The organism is Candidatus Uhrbacteria bacterium, assembly GCA_016699205.1.
Classification (GTDB): Bacteria; Patescibacteriota; Patescibacteriia; order 2-12-FULL-60-25; family 2-12-FULL-60-25; genus CAIXDN01.
Map to the genome: position 1 here is coordinate 992,664 of CP064964.1, position 14,859 is coordinate 1,007,522.

Sequence of the window (14,859 nt, forward strand, 5' to 3'; positions counted from 1 at the left end):
TCTTTTTATGTGCCTTGTCTGCGAAGGACGATACCGATTGTTCTGAGGAGAATAAGCGCGTCAAGGAAGAACGAGCGATGTTTGATGTAATACAAATCGTATTGGAGCTTTTTCAAGTTGTCCTCGAGGCTTGCTGTTGGTGTCAGGAACATGACTTGTGCCCATCCGGTTAACCCCGGGCGTGTAAGGTGACGCAGAGCGTAGTAGGGCATGCGCTCGATGAGCGGCGTGACGAATTCCGGGCGTTCTGGGCGCGGGCCAATAAGGGATAGATCGCCGATCAAGACATTCCAGATTTGTGGGAGTTCATCGATACGGGCGCGGCGCATGAAGCGGCCAAAGGCAAAGAGGCGAGGATCGGTTTTGGCGTCGGCGGTGAAGCGGGCGCCGTCTTTTTCCGCATCGAGATGCATGGTGCGGAATTTGTAGATTTTGAAGGTTTTACCGTTTTTACCGACACGGAGTTGGGAGTAGATGACCGGGCCTTTTGAGGAGAGTTTGGTTGTGATGGCGATAAACGGGAAAAGAAGGGCTGTGACGATGCCAAATGGAATGGCGAGGATAATGTCGGAAACGCGTTTTGCGGATTCGTACCAAGCTTTGTTGCCTTCATTCAGATGATGCAGGAACCAGCTTTCCGTTACGTAGGAAAGTGGAATGCGGCCCGTGGCGGCTTCCTCGATCTCTGCGCGGTCAAGAATTTGAATCGAGTTAAATAACGAATTATAAAGATGACGCGAGAGTTCAGGTTGCGATTCCGGTCGAACACCCAGGACGACGGAAGTAATGCGTTCGCGTTCAATCGTGTTTTGATACTCGGAAAGAGGGAGCCATGGAATATCGTTGTGACGATAGGTTTCTCCGCCCGTTGAGATCGCGGCAACGAGCTTCATCCCGAGAGCGCTTTCACGGAGCAGGGCATCGACTTTACGCATTTCTTCTGCAGGACCGACAAAGAGAACGCGGCCGCCGGAGAAGTAGGATTGGAGAATGCGTCCAGCAAATAAGCGCCAAGCGTATCCCAAGAGCAGCGATAAGCTGAAAAAAAGGAAGAGAATGGTGCGCGGTGTAAGACCAAAGAAGGGGATAAGGTAGAAAAATCCAAAAGCGATAGCCAAGTTCGCGATCATGCCTTCAAGAAATGTACGGAACAATCGCACCGGCTCGCGTGTCAGGACAAGGTTGTAGAGACCGGCGATATAAAAACAAATACCCCAAAGAATGATGACAAAGGTGAATGGAATGATGTTGACCGCCCAGATATTCAAGTTGATTTCCGTATTTCTGATGGCGAGCGCGAGGAAAGCGCCAGCTCAAACATGAGGACGTCGCCTATGACGAGGAGGAGACTTTTGAGCCGTTGTCCATTGTGTAGCATAGCGATTGGCTAATCGATCTAGCCTACTGTATGCTGGCCTTGTTTAGACGTCCAGCACATGAGAAAACTTTTTCAGTGGTCAGTTTTCAGTGGTCAATTTGCCCTGATTTTAGGGTTTTTTCTGCTTGGAACCCCTGTTTTAGCTGCGGAGTCCATCACGCCAAATGATCCGCTCTATCATCGCCAATGGGCTTCGCGTCAGATCGATGAGGGAAGGCGTGGAGTTACACCACTGGTAGCCGGGATGTGATTGTGGCGATCATTGATGGCGGGTGTGGACATCCGGCATCCGGACTTTTGGCCAAATGTCTGGGTAAATGAAGATGAGAAAGATCGAAGATGGTATTGATAATGACGAGAATGGATATATCGATGATATTTTTGGATGGAATTTCGTGAACGATTCTTCCTGGGTTGGTCCGATGAATGCGCGTCAACAGCAGGATGATGCGTGGAGTCATGGGACGATTGTCGCTTCACTGGTTGCGGCGCGTGGAAATAATTCGGAAGGAATTGCGGGTGTCACTTGGAATAGCCGATTCATGCCGCTTGTTGTGCTTGATGGAGATGGCTTTGGAAATATTCCAAGCATTGTGCGCGCTATTCGGTACGCGATACAGCAGGGCGCGAGTATCGTTAATTTAAGTTTGACTGGTTATGAGAATGATCCGGAGTTGGATCAGGTGCTTCTTGAGGCGGAGGAGGCGGATGTCTTAGTTGTTGTTGCTGCTGGAAATGATTCGGATGAAGCCGGCCGTGATTTGGCGGAGTTGCCGGTTTATCCGGCGTGCAGTGTGAACGCCTCTTCGACATTAATCGCTGTAACGGGAACCGACGTTCTTGATCAGCGGGCTCCGTATGCGGATTTTGGCGCAGCCTGTACCGATCTTGCGGCGCCGGGGCATGAACTTATCGGTGCGCACCCGACGACGAAATCCGATGGACTCCAAAGCAACAACGACGCGCTTTACATCGATACGATCACGGGCACGAGTGCTGCAGCTCCGCTTGTATCCGGTACGGCTGCATTGATCCGCAGCGTGAAGCCGGATTGGACAGCGCAACAAGTTCGCGATCGTATTCTCGAGTCGGCGGATTTGATTGAGCCAGGTGTTTTTGCCGGAGAGATCGGCAAGCTTGGCCGAGGCCGATTGAATGCAGGGCGCGCCCTTGAGGGTCTCGTCGAACGCAAGGTAGAAAGCGGAAAGCCGGTTGTCGAGAAGCTGCCTGAACTGCCGCGATGGACGACAGGCGTTTGGCATTTTTTTGAACAGTTATGATAGACGAGATCAAAAGCGTTGCTATTTCGCGCATAGACTATTCACATTCCGTAAGGCGCATAACGGCTAAAACGTGGTATCATTCCGCCATGTCCAGCAAACGTTCTGTTATCGACAAAAAGAATATTCTTGTCACAGGCGGATCCGGTTTTATCGGTTCGCATTTGTGCGATGCGCTCGTGCGTGATCACCACGTGATCTGCATGGATAATTTTTCCACGAGTACCGTCGCTAACATCGAGCATCTTTTGCAGAATCCGAATTTTGAATTCATCAATCACGATATTACCCAGCCATTTGATTTGGCGAGCTATTCCGAGCTGGAGCGATTCAAAATCAAGTTCCAAGGCCTTCAGGAGATTTACCATCTTGCAACGCCAATTTCCAAACGTCACTTTGAGGATTTTAAAATCGCTACTGTTTTGACCAATTCCATTGGTACCAAGAACGTTTTGGACGTTGCGGTCGCGAATCATGCCAAAGTGCTGTACGCCTCTTCATCGGCGTTATACGGGCCGCGCCGTCCGGATCGGCCTTATGTATCAGAGACGGATCCTTGTACGCTTGATCACCTTACGCCGCGCGGTGCTTATGATGAGGGCAAGCGTTTTAGCGAGTCGATTTTGGAGACGTATGCCGATGTGTATGGAATCGATGTAAAGATCGCGCGTATTTTTAGAACGTATGGACCGCGCATGAAGATTTATGACGGCAACTTGCTGCCGGACATGATCAATAATGCGATTGATGAGAAGGATATCGAGCTCACAGCGCCAGAGGATGCCAAGATTAGTCTTGCGTATGTTTCCGATATTATCGATGGACTTGTGCGTCACATGAATACACCGGTAGATGTGACGGTTGTAAATCTTGGATCAGATCAAGAGCACTTTTTGTCTTCCGTGGCCGCGACGATTACGAAATTGTGCGACTCTCCTTCACGCATCCGTTTTGAGCCTTCTGCGTCTGGTTGGACGGAGGCTGGTTTGCCGGATATTTCAAAAGCAAGACAGATTCTTGGCTGGCTTCCGCTTGTCCGTTTGGAAGATGGTTTGCGCCAGATGATCGATTATTCCCGCTCTAAGCGCCGTGAATCAGGAGGCTTTCACGCCTAATGCGTAACGAAATTTCTATGTCTGACAAACCCGTATTTGATAAGAAGAATGTCCTCGTGACCGGAGGCGCCGGTTTTATCGGTTCGCATTTGTGCGAGGAGCTGCTCAAGACCTCGCGCGTGATTTGTCTTGATAATTTCATGACGAGTCAGGAATCCAATATCGACCATCTGCTCAAGAATCCGGATTTTGAATTTATTCGCCATGACATCAGTGTGCCTTTTGATCCGGAAGCATTTCCAGAGCTCGCGCGATTCAAGGTGAAGTTCCAAGGCATCCAGGAGATCTATCATCTTGCTTGTCCGACGAGTGCCAAAAAATTTGATCAGTACATGATGCAGACGCTGTATGCCAACTCGATCGGCATCAAGAATGCGCTTGATCTAGCTGTGCGTTACCAAGCCAAGTTTTTGCAGGCGTCGACATCTGTTGTGTATGGACCACGTCCTGCTGATGGTCATAATTTTAAGGAGGAAGAGTACGGCGCTGTTGATGTGCTTACGCCACGCTCTTGTTATGACGAGGGAAAGCGTTTTGCGGAAACAAGCTGCTTTACCTATCAGCTTGTTCATAAAGTGGATGTCCGTATTGCGCGCATTTTCCGTACGTATGGACCGCGCATGCCATTGTTTGATGGCCAGATGATTCCGGATTTTATTACGAATGCGCTTGATGGGAAGGAATTGGAAATTTTTGGAGATGAGTCATTCCGTACGTCGCTGGTTTATGTAACGGATATTGTCGATGGAATGGTGAAGCTGATGGGAGCAACGCAAAATCCTGGACCAGTAAATTTGGGTTCGGATGTCGATGCGCCGCTTGTGGATGTCGCAAATCGTATTATGGAAATGACTGGATCGACCTCTAGTATCGCTTTCCGCGAACCGTTGATGTTCATGACGCAGCTTGGATTGCCCGATCTTTCCAAGGCCAAGGAGAAGCTTGGTTGGATTCCGTTGGTTACACTTGACGATGGTTTGAAGCGAACGATCGATTATACGATCGCCAATAAGAGCCTGCTTTCTTTCCGGTCCTTCTAGAGGGTTGAAATTCGCTACGCTTCGCGCTAAGGTCGGGGTATGAAGGTTGTGGCCGTCATCCCTGCTTATAAGGAGAAAAGCCGTATTATCGCGGCTATTTCTGGTATTCAACCGATGGTTGATCAGATCGTTGTTATTGTCGATGGTTCTGAGGATGGGACACTGGAAGAAGCGAGAAAAACTTCTGCCACGGTTTTGCATCATGCGATCAATCGCGGTCAGGGTGCGGCTTTGAAAACAGGAACGGAAGCGGCATTAAAATTAGGTGCGGATGTGATCGTGCATATTGATGCTGATGGCCAGCAAGATCCACAGGCGATTCCCATGTTGGTGGCGCCAATCAAAGAGGGAAAAGCGGATGTGGTATTTGGATCACGTTTTTTAGGTATCGATCCTGAAGGAATGCCGCCTGTGCGCCGAATGGTTTTGATCGCTGGGAAATTGTTTTCACAATTTGTTCTTGGAATTCCAAGACAGATGACTGATCCGCAGAGCGGTTTGCGCGCGATGACAGCCGAGGCGGCGCGTCGTGTTGATTTTAAGCAGGATCGAATGGCGCATTGTTCCGAGATTTTGCGCTTGGTGACCCGCTCCGGTTTGCGCTGGATGGAAGTGCCTGTGCGTGTCTCTTACACAAAAGATACGCTTGCCAAGGGCAACCAAACGAGCGACGCGTTTCGTATCGTGTGGCATTTATTTCTTGGCATGTTCCAATAATCGAATATGTTATTCCAACTTGTTTTGAGTGCCGCTTTCATTGCCAGTTTGGTTTTGGTTTGGCGTCGACATCGGCAGCAAGCGATTAGCGGTGCCGTAGCCTGGCTGTGGTCGATTGGCGTTGTTGGGGGTTTGGTCGTGATTTGGTATCCGGATACGGCCAGTTTTATTGCGAATGTTGTCGGTATTGGCCGCGGAGCCGACTTGGTGGTGTATCTTGGTATTGTGCTGTTATTTGTTCTGGTTTTTCAGCTGCATGTTTCGCATGTCCGTCTGGAACGACAGCTCACCAAGATCGTGCGCGAAGAAGCATTGAAAGATTTATGAAGATCATCCACGTCTCTTGTACCGCGCCGCCGGAAATCGGCGGGATTGGACGATCCGCTTTGCGCGAGGTCGCTGGTTTGCGTGCATTGGGCGAGGATGCGGTGCTGGTTGCTCCAGAGATCGATACGCGTGAAGGCGAGAGATCTTTTGTGCGACGCTTGCGGCCATTATGGCGTTTTGGGAATGCCTCATCTTTATCCGGTTTGGCTGATGTCCTTGGGAAAGCCGACGTGATCCATCTTCATTATCCTTATTATGGAACGGCAGAAGGTTTGTTGATGAGTTATCGGCATTTACCGCCGATTATCGTGACGTTTCATATGGATGCGACGGCTGGAGGCTGGAAGGGATTCCTCTTCCGTTTGCAGCGCTGGCTTGTTCAGCCTTGGATTTTGCCGGCTGCTCGCCGCATTTTGGTTTCAAGTTTTGATTATGCAAAGCATTCCTCCATCAAAGGGATTTTCCGTGTACATCCTGAGCGTGTGGAGGAATTGCCATTTGGTGTTGATACGGATGTTTTTTCACCCGGGCCTGATCGGCGAGAACGTTTCATGATTCCGGCGGAAAGCCGTGTTGTTTTGTTTGTCGGAGGATTGGATCGCGCGCATGCGTTTAAGGGAATTCATGAATTGCTTACAGCTTTTTCCAAGCTTGATCCGGCTGATCACTTGCTGCTGGTTGGGGAAGGAGATTTGCGAGAGTCGTATGAGATACGAGCACGCGAACTTGGGGTTGCGAATCGCGTCCATTTTTTGGGCAAAATCGATCAAGAGACTTTGGTTGATGCGTATCGAACAGCGGATGTATTTGCGTTTCCGTCTACGAGTGCTGCTGAAGCATTTGGCTTGGTTGCGCTTGAAGCGCAGGCTTGCGGTGTACCTGTTGTTGCGTCTGATTTGCCTGGCGTGAGAACGGTGGTGAAGCGCGATGAGACGGGTAAGCTTGTCGTGCCTGGTGATGTGGAGCAGTTGGCAGGCGCATTACGTGATTTACTTCATGATCCACAAGAGCGTGAGCGTATGGCAAAAAATGCCCGAGCTCATGCCGAGCAGTATTCTTGGGAGCGTCATGTGGAGCGATTGCGCGAAATTTATCGTCATGTATGCGCATTGCGGTCATAACGAATTCTTTTCCTCCCCAAAAGGGTGGAGCTGCCAGCATCGCCTCGATGCAGATGGCGATTTTACGCGAGGCCGGGCATGAGGTTCGTGTATGGTATCCGCGTATCGATTGGCTGGATAAGTCTGCGCCACAAAGACTGGTTGCGCATTTTTTTGATCTTTTTTCACGGAGCGCTCTTCAGCAAGAGGTTATTGGTTGGAATCCGGACTTGTTAATGACTCATAATATGACGGGATGCGGTTTTGGTACGGCATCGGCGATACAAGGACGCGGATACGGTTGGGTTCATTTTTTGCACGATGTCCAGCTATTTGAGCCATCAGGAAGACTGGTGGATGTTTCACGAATTACATTTTGGCAAAAGACATGGTCACTTTTGCGACGTTGGACATTTGGCAAGCCTGATCTCGTTATTTCGCCGACGCGTTGGCTTGCTGATGAACATAAGCGACGCGGTTTTTTTTATGAGGGGGCGATCGAGATTTTGCCCAATCCTTCTCCGACGGTGGAATTTGTCCCGCGTATGCCGCAGGAACCGATGCAGCTTATGCTTGTCGGTGCGACAAGGGAAAAGGGTTTGGATTTTGCAAAAGAGCTGCTTTCCCAGCTTCCATTTGAAGCGCATCTTGATGTGGTTGGCCCAGGAATGCCTGGAGATCCTCGGATTACGTATCGCGGGGCATTGGAGAATGCCGAGGTCCTTGAGCTGATGAAACGAGCGGATGCGCTACTCGTGCCATCAACGATCGCGGAAAATCAGCCGACGGTCATTTTGGAGGCGGCAGCGGTTGGCTTGCCTGTTATTGCGGCAAATGTTGGCGGGGTTTCTGAAACGCTGGATGGTGCTGGACTCTTGTGTCCGGAAGGAGATTTGTCGGCCTGGATTGATAGCGTGGTTCATCTGCGCCATGCATCATCATATGCGATGCAGGCTTCACGCATGTATGAGCTCGCCAGAAATCATGATCCGGTGGCGTACGCCTCAACCTTTAATCAATTGATTTCAAATCTGTAAACGCGGACACGGTTGTCGCGGAAGCTTTCTTGTCTATCTGCCATAGCTGAAAGATGTTCCGCGACTTTGGAGGCATCCCACCAATAATCATTCAAGACGACATAGACGAGTTTTGTTTGTCCTAATCGAGCGGCTTCGCGTACGGGATCGATACTGGAATTGATCTCCATGATGTCCAGGAATTTTTGATAGAGAGGGCCGCCTGTTGGGATCGGATAAAAGAAAACCTCGCCGGCGTAGCGCTTGAATCCAAGCTCTTGAACAGCGGCTGCGGATACGGATTGGTTGGCGAGTACGGTGTAAGGGCTGCCGGTTGCATCGCGATCGATCCAGCGAGCGGCCTCAATATCGGCGCGCCCGACGCTCCAACCGCGACTTACGTTGGCGGCGTCGTGCCTAGGAAGGGATGTGTAGGCGTTGGCAGATATTCCGGCGGGAATGAGTGCGAGCAAAAGCAGGGCGGGTGCGAGTCCGAGGCGCGGGATGCGGGCGAGTGCGCGGCTTAGCCCGCCGAGAGCAGGAATCAGCAGAATGAGGCTCGCGATGACAAAGAGGCGATCAGCGTAATTGCCGCGCTCGTAATCGATCAGGAAGGGGAATTCACCGGCAGCTTGCAAAACCAGGCCGGCGATGACGAGGAATGTTGCGGACGAGAAAAGAATTATGGATTCACGGCGATCGTCGCGGTTTTTCCAAATCGCAAAGATCGATGCCAAGAACATGATAGGCAGCTGAAGTACTTCCATAAGTGCGGCAGCATCAGCCCAAAGTGCAACGCGATTGGATGGGGGTTGGAAGCGGCTGAGCACGGAACGTATCGCATCGATATCTAAGAGACGTGTTAAATCCCAAGTGACTTGATTGTTAGAGATCACGCCAAGCAAAGCAAAGGCTGCTGGTACAGAGATGCCCGCTGCGATGACGAGCGGGGTTGCGAGCCAAGCTCTTTCGCGCGCCATGAGTGCGAGCGTGATGAGGAAGAAGGGGAGTCCGGCGAGCGGATGAATTGCTAAAGACCATGCGGCGAGTGAGAGGATCGCGATCGGGTGAAGTCGTCCGAGGGCGGATGCGATCGCCAGAAAACTGATGAGATAGACAAATGCTTGAGGCGTCGTTACGACGAATGGCGCTAAGGGAATAACAAGAAGACTGGCAGCTAACATCCAGTTGGCTTTGTTGCGATCACGCGTCGTCCAGGAGATACCGATCGGTAAAAGAATCAGGCTGACGAGCATGAGCCAGCGGTCGATATCGACAATGGGCACGGAGAAGAGGCGAGCCAACCACGTCTCAAGAACGTATAAGCCCATGTAGTAGGGCGGTTTTGGGGAGAGGGTTCCGGTGGTCGATAAAATATCCATGCTTGCGCGATGCAAGAATCCGTCAAAACCAAAGCCATTCGCGTAGATGAGCGGGCCAATCGATAAAACGGAAATAAGCCCGAGTGCCGAGATGCAGATAGCTGGCCAGGTTGCTCGTGTTTTCCAGGCGGCGAGCAGTCCTGCGAGCCCGATGACGGCAAATGCGGCTAGTGTGGGAGCGGGGAGCAGGGGCCAGGGTGTGCGGATTGGATCAAGCGTTGTCGCGAGCCAGGCGCCGCGAATAATATAAAGTGTGCCCAATGCAGCAGGAAGGATCGTCGCGATAATCCAGAGCCAAGCCGGTTGATCCGTGTTTTGCTCTTCCGATTCTTTTACATGCGTTTTGATGACGAGCGGTCCAAGGCAGAGCACGGCGAGTGCGAGAGATAATGCGTCCGTGAAGGCACCGAGTTGGAGATTGAGGTAATAAAATACGCTTTGCCAAAGCGATTGGATCGCAAGTAGCACGAAAGCGCCAACGAGCCATCTTCCGCCGGCTGTTCGGCCGCGGCCGAGGCGCTCGCCGTAGATCCATCCAAAGTAGACGTAGCTAAAAACGACGGCTGCTTTAAGGGCGAGAACTCCGAGCATAAAAGATTTGTCGAGCCTAACAAATATGGCAGACATTGGCTATTTTTCTACTTTTTCCGTATGCTAGAAGCCAGATATGTTGATGACGAATGAGACGATTCAGCTCTATCCGCATGATCGTCTTTTGGCATGGACCTTGGTGCCACTTACGCCAAAGTTCGTCCGGCCAAATCACCTCACCATCCTACGCATTCTGCTTATCCCGCTCGTGTTGGGCGCTTTGTGGTATGAATCTTGGACTTGGTCGCTGATTCTTTTTTTGATAGCAGCCATTACGGATGCTTGGGATGGATCGCTTGCGCGGCTTCGCAAACAAATTACGCTTTGGGGAACGATGGCTGATCCGGTTGCTGATAAGCTGCTCATCGGATCAGTGGTTGTCTTGTTTGTCGCACGTGAGGTGAATATTATTTTTGCTGTTACGATCATTCTTATCGAGCTGATGCTGGTCGCGGGCGCTTATATACGCAAACGCCAAGGTCGATATACTTCTGCTAACAATTACGGTAAGTTGAAAATGTTTTTGCAAGTACTGGGAGTCAGCTTGCTTCTCGTTGCAAAATTGTTTGGGGTTGAGACAGCGGTCCCGGTAGCGATCGGCACTTTGTCGCTCGCCATTGTCCTAGCGATTGTGTCGCTTATCACGTATACGCCTTAATTATGCTGCATCGGCTGAAAACGATGATTCCAGAACCGTTGCTCGCGATTTACCATCGCATGCTTGCGCGTGTTTCGGCTGTTGTTTATCGAAACCCATCGCAGGAACTGATTGTGATTGGCGTGACTGGGACAAACGGCAAAACAACGGCGAGTTTTTATTTAGCGCGTGCCCTTGAAGCATCCGGCTTTGGCGCGGGTTGTACGACGACAGCGTTGATGAAGATCGGAAAAAAAGAATGGATCAATAAGACTAAAATGACCATGCCGGGCCGATTCTTTTTGCAAAAAATGATGCGTGAGATGGTTGATGCTGGCTGTCGATATGCGGTTATCGAAACTTCATCGCAGGGTTTGGCGCAAGGACGCCATCTCTCTATTGCTTACGATGTAGGCGTGTTTACGAATCTTACACCGGAGCATATTGAGGCGCATGGCGGATTTGAGAATTACAAAAAAGCCAAACATATCTTGTTTGAGCATGTTGGCAAGCGCCATGCCAAGCGTATTGCAGGGAAAGCGGTTCCAAAGGGTGCGGTATTGAATGCTGATAGCGAGTATTCGGAATATTACGCAGCAGCTCCCGGAGTTGAAATGAAGGAGTGGTATGGCATCGATCATCATCAGGGATTGTATGCAGAGGATGTCGCTCTTGATGCGACTGGTTCTCGATTTGTTTTGAGACTTGCGGATGATGCTTCCCTGCGCATCCCCGTGCGTCTGAATCAGCCTGGTGATTATAATATTTCTAATGCCCTTGCCGCGCTTGCCGTTTGCCGTATGCTCGGAGTCGACCTCGAGAAAGCGGCAAAACAGCTTGAAGGAGTTGCGACCGTGCCCGGACGTTTTGAGCGTATCGACGCTGGTCAGTCTTGGACGGCGATTGTCGACTATGCGCCGGAGCCGGAAAGCTTCAAGCAGCTCTATCGTGCTTTGAAGGCTGTTCCGCGCGAGCGAACGATTCATGTGCTTGGTTCCTGTGGCGGAGGCCGAGATGTTGCGAGACGTCCGATTTTGGGTCAGTTGGCCGCCGTAAATGCCGATATCGTGATTGTGACCAATGAAGATCCGTATGATGATCATCCGCAAGAGATTATCGATCAGGTCGCGACGGGGGCGCGCGAGGCTGGTAAAATAGACGGAGAGAATCTTTTTCTCGTCGAGGATCGTAAGGAAGCGATTGTTCAGGCGATGGCGATGGCACGACCGAATGATCTCGTTGTTATGACGGGTAAGGGTTGTGAACCGTGGATCTGTGTCGCTGACGGAAAGAAGATTCCGTGGGATGAAGCTGGTACGGCAAGGGAAGCGATAGAGCAGGCTCTAAAGAAATCGTAATTATGTTTCGCATACGCGATGTCATTCAGCTTCAACCAGATGAGCAAACGCTGTTATTAGAGCGCCGTCATTTGCGTACGATGGCGGGTTCGCTTGTTTTGGCCGGTCTCTTGATTGCCGTTCCGTTTTTCTTTTTGTTTCCTTTGGTTCGAGTTGGTGCATTTGGCATGGCGATCTTTTGTTTGCTGCTCGCTGTCGGTGCGGCTTTTGCTTTGCGTGTTTTTATCACTTGGGATTCGCATGTATTGATCGTGACCAATCGTCGAATTGTCCATGTAGAGCAGACGGGGGTTTGGCGACGCCATGTGCGTGAGATGCCGCTTTCGGCACTTGAACAGGTGAGCATCGAGCGTCGCGGACCGTGGGATGCACTGTTCCGTACCGGTGTTTTGCGATTACGCGCAAATGGTCACGGGACGATTGTTTTTGCCGGAGCCCATCGACCCGAGGTTTTGGTAGAGATTATCGAAAAAGCGAGACCGCAGCACTCGGCTACGCCAGCTAGTTTCCAGTTAAAGCCTCTGTAAGGTAGAATCCGGCTATGCCGCGATCTGCGACTTCCGCTCTTGGAATTGCCCGTTGGCCACTACTTGTAGCGGCCTCAGGAACGTTATTCCTTGTTGTTGGAATTTCGACGGTACGCGAGACGTATCGTGAATGGCAGGTGGATCAGGAGATTCATCAAATGCAGGCGCAGATCGAGCAGTATGAAGGCCGCAAGCTTTCCCTTGTCGAATTATTAGCGAGACTTGATTCTGATGAGGCGCTCGATAAAGAAGCTCGGACACGGCTTGGTTTGCGTAAGCCGGGTGAGCGCGTGATTATCCTGCAGGGAAGTGACGGTATGCAGGCGAGCTGGCAAGATGATGTGCAGACGTCAGCCGTGAATCTTGCAGCGCCTGACTTGCGTAGTAACCCGAGACGTTGGCTCGATTATTTTTTTCCACGCCCATGAACCCTAGAATGAAGTTGTTGGTTGCTTGCAGCGCCGTTATCTTGCTGGCTGTTTTTGCTGGCAGCGCTGTCGCAAGTGTTTATCTATGGAAATCCGAGGGTCCGATTGTTCGTGCCGTGGGCGGATGGCTTCCGGCGGCCAAGGTCCAAGGACGTACGGTCAACTACGGAACCTATCTTGAGCATGTGGATGCCCAGCGTGCTTTTTTGTCCGGTCCTATGGCGGCAGATTCCGGAGTCGTACGCGATATTACGGATACAGAGCGTCAGGAAGCTTTGGATCGCGCGATCCGCATTGAGGCTGTGGCTGGTTTAGCCGAAGAGGCCAATGTTGTTGTCACGCCGATAGATGTTGACCGCGCGTATGCTGATTTGGTCTCGCGAGCGGGCACATCGACTTCACCAGAAGAGATTCAGGTATTTTTAAAAGCTCAGTTTGGTTGGGATGAAGCAGAATACAAGCTGTATCTTTTGAAGCCTGCGTTTACAGAGGAAATTCTTCGTACGAAGGCGGGTGATGCCTTTGATGCCGCGCTTCAAGCGCGTATTGATGGCGCCAAGCGTTATCTTCGCTTCTAGGCTTGCCAAAGGTTGAGGGGCTTGTTACCATCGTGACCACATTTGAGAGTCGGGTAGCTGCGTGCGGGTATCGTATAGTGGCTATTATGAGTGCTTCCCAAGCACTAGAGACGGGTTCGATTCCCGTTACCCGCTCCAGGCCGATGTAGCTCAGTTGGTAGAGCAATGCTTTCGTAAAGCAGAGGTCGCGGGTTCAAATCCCGCCTTTGGCTCCATAACAAAACCGCCCTTCATGGGGCGGTTTTGTTTTACTCGAACAACATTTTGCCTGCGGCTTGATCGACAAGTCCTCGACGTCTGACAGCGACAGATTCCGCGAGGCCGATACAGACAAAGACGATCAACATGTAAGAGGCGGCGGCAGAGAGGAAGGGCATTGGAATACCGGTAATCGGCATCAGACCTAAATTCATTCCGGCATTAACCATGACGTGTATGAGGAAAACGGCGCCGACACCCATGAGCATAAGCGCGGCAAAATCATCCTCGGATTCATAGCCGAGTCGTATGAGCCGCACGAGGATCAAACCAAAGAGAAAGAAGACAAAGATAATGCCGGCTAAACCAAGTTCCTCACCTACAACGGCAAAAATAAAGTCCGTGGCAGCTGCTGGTAGGAAACGTAGGCGGGCTTGGGAGCCCTCGCCGATACCTTTACCGAACCAACCGCCAGAACCGATGGCAATACGTGCTTGAATGGCGTTATAGCCGGCTCCTCGCGGGTCGCGTTCCGGATCGAGGAACGACTCGATACGGTCTCGTTGATAGGGCTGAAGGGCGAATGTCCAGACGATGCCCGCGGTGGTGATAAAGACGAGCGGTAGAATAAGCCAGGCGTGGCGTGGAAGACCCGCAAAGAGCGCCATGATGCCCCAGATGAGGAAAAGAACCATTGCTGAGCCAAAGTCTGGCTGGAGAAGCACGAGACCGGCGTAGATGCCGGTGGCGACAAAGCTGATGCCGAAGGTTGTCCACGATAAGCGGCCTCGCCCACGGCGTACAAAGAAAGCGGCTAGATAAACGGCAAGCGTTACTTTAGCGATTTCAACAGGCTGGAACGAGAGCGCACCAAAACGGAACCAGCCTTGTGTTGCGTTGATACGGACGCCAAAGAAGAGAACGCCTGCCAAAAGTACGGCGCCAAAGATGTACAGCATCAACCCGTATGAACGGAGATGGCGGTAGTCGAGAAAGATCAAGACGGCGATGGTTGCAACGCCGATCGCAAAGGTGACGAATTGCTTATGGAAAAGAAAGAGGTCAGAAGGTTCTTGGGAAACACCGATACCGTAGATCGCGACTAAGCCGACGGCTGCTAACGTAAAAGCCGCTGCGAGGAGCGTCCAATCGAGCCGTTCTAAATATTCCCAAAGACGAGCCATTCT

At 51.2% G+C, this 14,859-nt stretch carries 15 protein-coding genes and 2 tRNA genes; 14 read left to right on the top strand and 3 right to left on the bottom strand.

Annotated features, from left to right (window positions below; genetic code table 11):
• Window positions 1–5: 5 nt before the first annotated feature.
• Entirely contained in the window at window positions 6–1,268 is a 1,263-nt protein-coding gene (locus IPH19_05040; GenBank protein QQR60741.1) for a sugar transferase, read from the bottom strand.
• Between the two features lie 433 nt (window positions 1,269–1,701).
• Between IPH19_05040 and IPH19_05045 the strand changes: the two genes are divergently transcribed.
• The 7 genes from IPH19_05045 (at window position 1,702) to IPH19_05075 (ending at window position 7,994) form a co-directional block, all read left to right on the top strand.
• The gene (locus IPH19_05045) at window positions 1,702–2,658 is read left to right on the top strand and encodes a S8 family serine peptidase (protein ID QQR60742.1); all 957 of its coding nucleotides are present in this window, start codon (window positions 1,702–1,704) and stop codon (window positions 2,656–2,658) included.
• Between the two features lie 89 nt (window positions 2,659–2,747).
• Complete coding sequence (locus IPH19_05050) at window positions 2,748–3,773, top strand: NAD-dependent epimerase/dehydratase family protein (protein QQR60743.1); 1,026 nt, start codon at window positions 2,748–2,750, stop codon at window positions 3,771–3,773.
• Window positions 3,774–3,790: 17 nt separating this feature from the next.
• Window positions 3,791–4,813 carry a GDP-mannose 4,6-dehydratase gene (locus IPH19_05055; protein ID QQR60744.1) on the top strand — a complete coding sequence of 341 codons (1,023 nt, stop codon included), beginning with the start codon at window positions 3,791–3,793 and terminating at the stop codon, window positions 4,811–4,813.
• A 39-nt stretch (window positions 4,814–4,852) separates the two neighbouring features.
• On the top strand, window positions 4,853–5,530 hold the full coding sequence (locus IPH19_05060; GenBank protein ID QQR60745.1) for a glycosyltransferase family 2 protein: 678 nt from the start codon (window positions 4,853–4,855) through the stop codon (window positions 5,528–5,530).
• 6 nt (window positions 5,531–5,536) lie between these two features.
• Window positions 5,537–5,857 (top strand): DUF2304 domain-containing protein, encoded by a 321-nt coding sequence (locus IPH19_05065; GenBank protein QQR60746.1) that lies wholly within the window; start codon window positions 5,537–5,539, stop codon window positions 5,855–5,857.
• Entirely contained in the window at window positions 5,854–6,978 is a 1,125-nt protein-coding gene (locus tag IPH19_05070) for a glycosyltransferase family 4 protein (protein QQR60747.1), read from the top strand. The genes IPH19_05065 and IPH19_05070 overlap by 4 nt, the downstream gene beginning before the upstream one ends.
• Window positions 6,960–7,994 (top strand): glycosyltransferase family 4 protein, encoded by a 1,035-nt coding sequence (locus tag IPH19_05075; protein QQR60748.1) that lies wholly within the window; start codon window positions 6,960–6,962, stop codon window positions 7,992–7,994. The genes IPH19_05070 and IPH19_05075 overlap by 19 nt, the downstream gene beginning before the upstream one ends.
• On the opposite strand, the gene IPH19_05080 is transcribed toward IPH19_05075, so the two are convergent.
• Window positions 7,973–9,946, bottom strand: a complete 1,974-nt coding sequence (locus tag IPH19_05080; GenBank protein ID QQR60749.1) for a hypothetical protein — start codon at window positions 9,944–9,946, stop codon at window positions 7,973–7,975. The genes IPH19_05075 and IPH19_05080 overlap by 22 nt on opposite strands.
• Before the next feature lie 76 nt (window positions 9,947–10,022).
• Between IPH19_05080 and IPH19_05085 the strand changes: the two genes are divergently transcribed.
• The 7 genes from IPH19_05085 to IPH19_05115 all read left to right on the top strand — a co-directional run bounded on the left by IPH19_05085 (window position 10,023) and on the right by IPH19_05115 (window position 13,689).
• Window positions 10,023–10,604: a CDP-alcohol phosphatidyltransferase family protein gene (locus IPH19_05085; protein ID QQR60750.1), complete on the top strand. Its 582-nt coding sequence runs from the start codon at window positions 10,023–10,025 to the stop codon at window positions 10,602–10,604.
• 2 nt (window positions 10,605–10,606) lie between these two features.
• Entirely contained in the window at window positions 10,607–11,941 is a 1,335-nt protein-coding gene (locus tag IPH19_05090; protein ID QQR60751.1) for a UDP-N-acetylmuramoyl-L-alanyl-D-glutamate--2,6-diaminopimelate ligase, read from the top strand.
• A gap of 2 nt (window positions 11,942–11,943) precedes the next feature.
• A complete protein-coding gene (locus IPH19_05095; GenBank protein ID QQR60752.1) occupies window positions 11,944–12,468 on the top strand; it encodes a PH domain-containing protein in 525 nt (174 codons plus the stop codon).
• Window positions 12,469–12,482: 14 nt separating this feature from the next.
• Complete coding sequence (locus tag IPH19_05100; protein ID QQR60753.1) at window positions 12,483–12,896, top strand: septum formation initiator family protein; 414 nt, start codon at window positions 12,483–12,485, stop codon at window positions 12,894–12,896.
• An 8-nt stretch (window positions 12,897–12,904) separates the two neighbouring features.
• Window positions 12,905–13,474, top strand: coding sequence for a hypothetical protein (locus IPH19_05105; protein ID QQR60754.1), 570 nt, complete (start codon window positions 12,905–12,907; stop codon window positions 13,472–13,474).
• A gap of 63 nt (window positions 13,475–13,537) precedes the next feature.
• Window positions 13,538–13,612: transfer RNA gene (locus tag IPH19_05110), tRNA-Gly, on the top strand.
• Window position 13,613: 1 nt separating this feature from the next.
• A tRNA-Thr gene (locus tag IPH19_05115) sits at window positions 13,614–13,689 on the top strand.
• A gap of 33 nt (window positions 13,690–13,722) precedes the next feature.
• Here the strand turns inward: IPH19_05115 and IPH19_05120 are convergent.
• Complete coding sequence (locus tag IPH19_05120) at window positions 13,723–14,856, bottom strand: rod shape-determining protein RodA (GenBank protein ID QQR60755.1); 1,134 nt, start codon at window positions 14,854–14,856, stop codon at window positions 13,723–13,725.
• Between the last annotated feature and the right edge of the window lie 3 nt (window positions 14,857–14,859).

Bases quoted from the DNA above. Each gene is read 5' to 3' on its own strand.
- IPH19_05045 (QQR60742.1), top strand. From the start codon at position 1,702: ATGAGAAAGATCGAAGATGGTATTGATAATGACGAGAATGGATATATC.
- IPH19_05050 (QQR60743.1), top strand. From the start codon at position 2,748: ATGTCCAGCAAACGTTCTGTTATCGACAAAAAGAATATTCTTGTCACA.
- IPH19_05055 (QQR60744.1), top strand. From the start codon at position 3,791: ATGTCTGACAAACCCGTATTTGATAAGAAGAATGTCCTCGTGACCGGA.
- IPH19_05060 (QQR60745.1), top strand. From the start codon at position 4,853: ATGAAGGTTGTGGCCGTCATCCCTGCTTATAAGGAGAAAAGCCGTATT.
- IPH19_05065 (QQR60746.1), top strand. From the start codon at position 5,537: ATGTTATTCCAACTTGTTTTGAGTGCCGCTTTCATTGCCAGTTTGGTT.
- IPH19_05070 (QQR60747.1), top strand. From the start codon at position 5,854: ATGAAGATCATCCACGTCTCTTGTACCGCGCCGCCGGAAATCGGCGGG.
- IPH19_05075 (QQR60748.1), top strand. From the start codon at position 6,960: ATGCGCATTGCGGTCATAACGAATTCTTTTCCTCCCCAAAAGGGTGGA.
- IPH19_05080 (QQR60749.1), bottom strand. From the start codon at position 9,946: ATGCTCGGAGTTCTCGCCCTTAAAGCAGCCGTCGTTTTTAGCTACGTC.
- IPH19_05085 (QQR60750.1), top strand. From the start codon at position 10,023: ATGTTGATGACGAATGAGACGATTCAGCTCTATCCGCATGATCGTCTT.
- IPH19_05090 (QQR60751.1), top strand. From the start codon at position 10,607: ATGCTGCATCGGCTGAAAACGATGATTCCAGAACCGTTGCTCGCGATT.
- IPH19_05095 (QQR60752.1), top strand. From the start codon at position 11,944: ATGTTTCGCATACGCGATGTCATTCAGCTTCAACCAGATGAGCAAACG.
- IPH19_05100 (QQR60753.1), top strand. From the start codon at position 12,483: ATGCCGCGATCTGCGACTTCCGCTCTTGGAATTGCCCGTTGGCCACTA.
- IPH19_05105 (QQR60754.1), top strand. From the start codon at position 12,905: ATGAAGTTGTTGGTTGCTTGCAGCGCCGTTATCTTGCTGGCTGTTTTT.
- IPH19_05120 (QQR60755.1), bottom strand. From the start codon at position 14,856: ATGGCTCGTCTTTGGGAATATTTAGAACGGCTCGATTGGACGCTCCTC.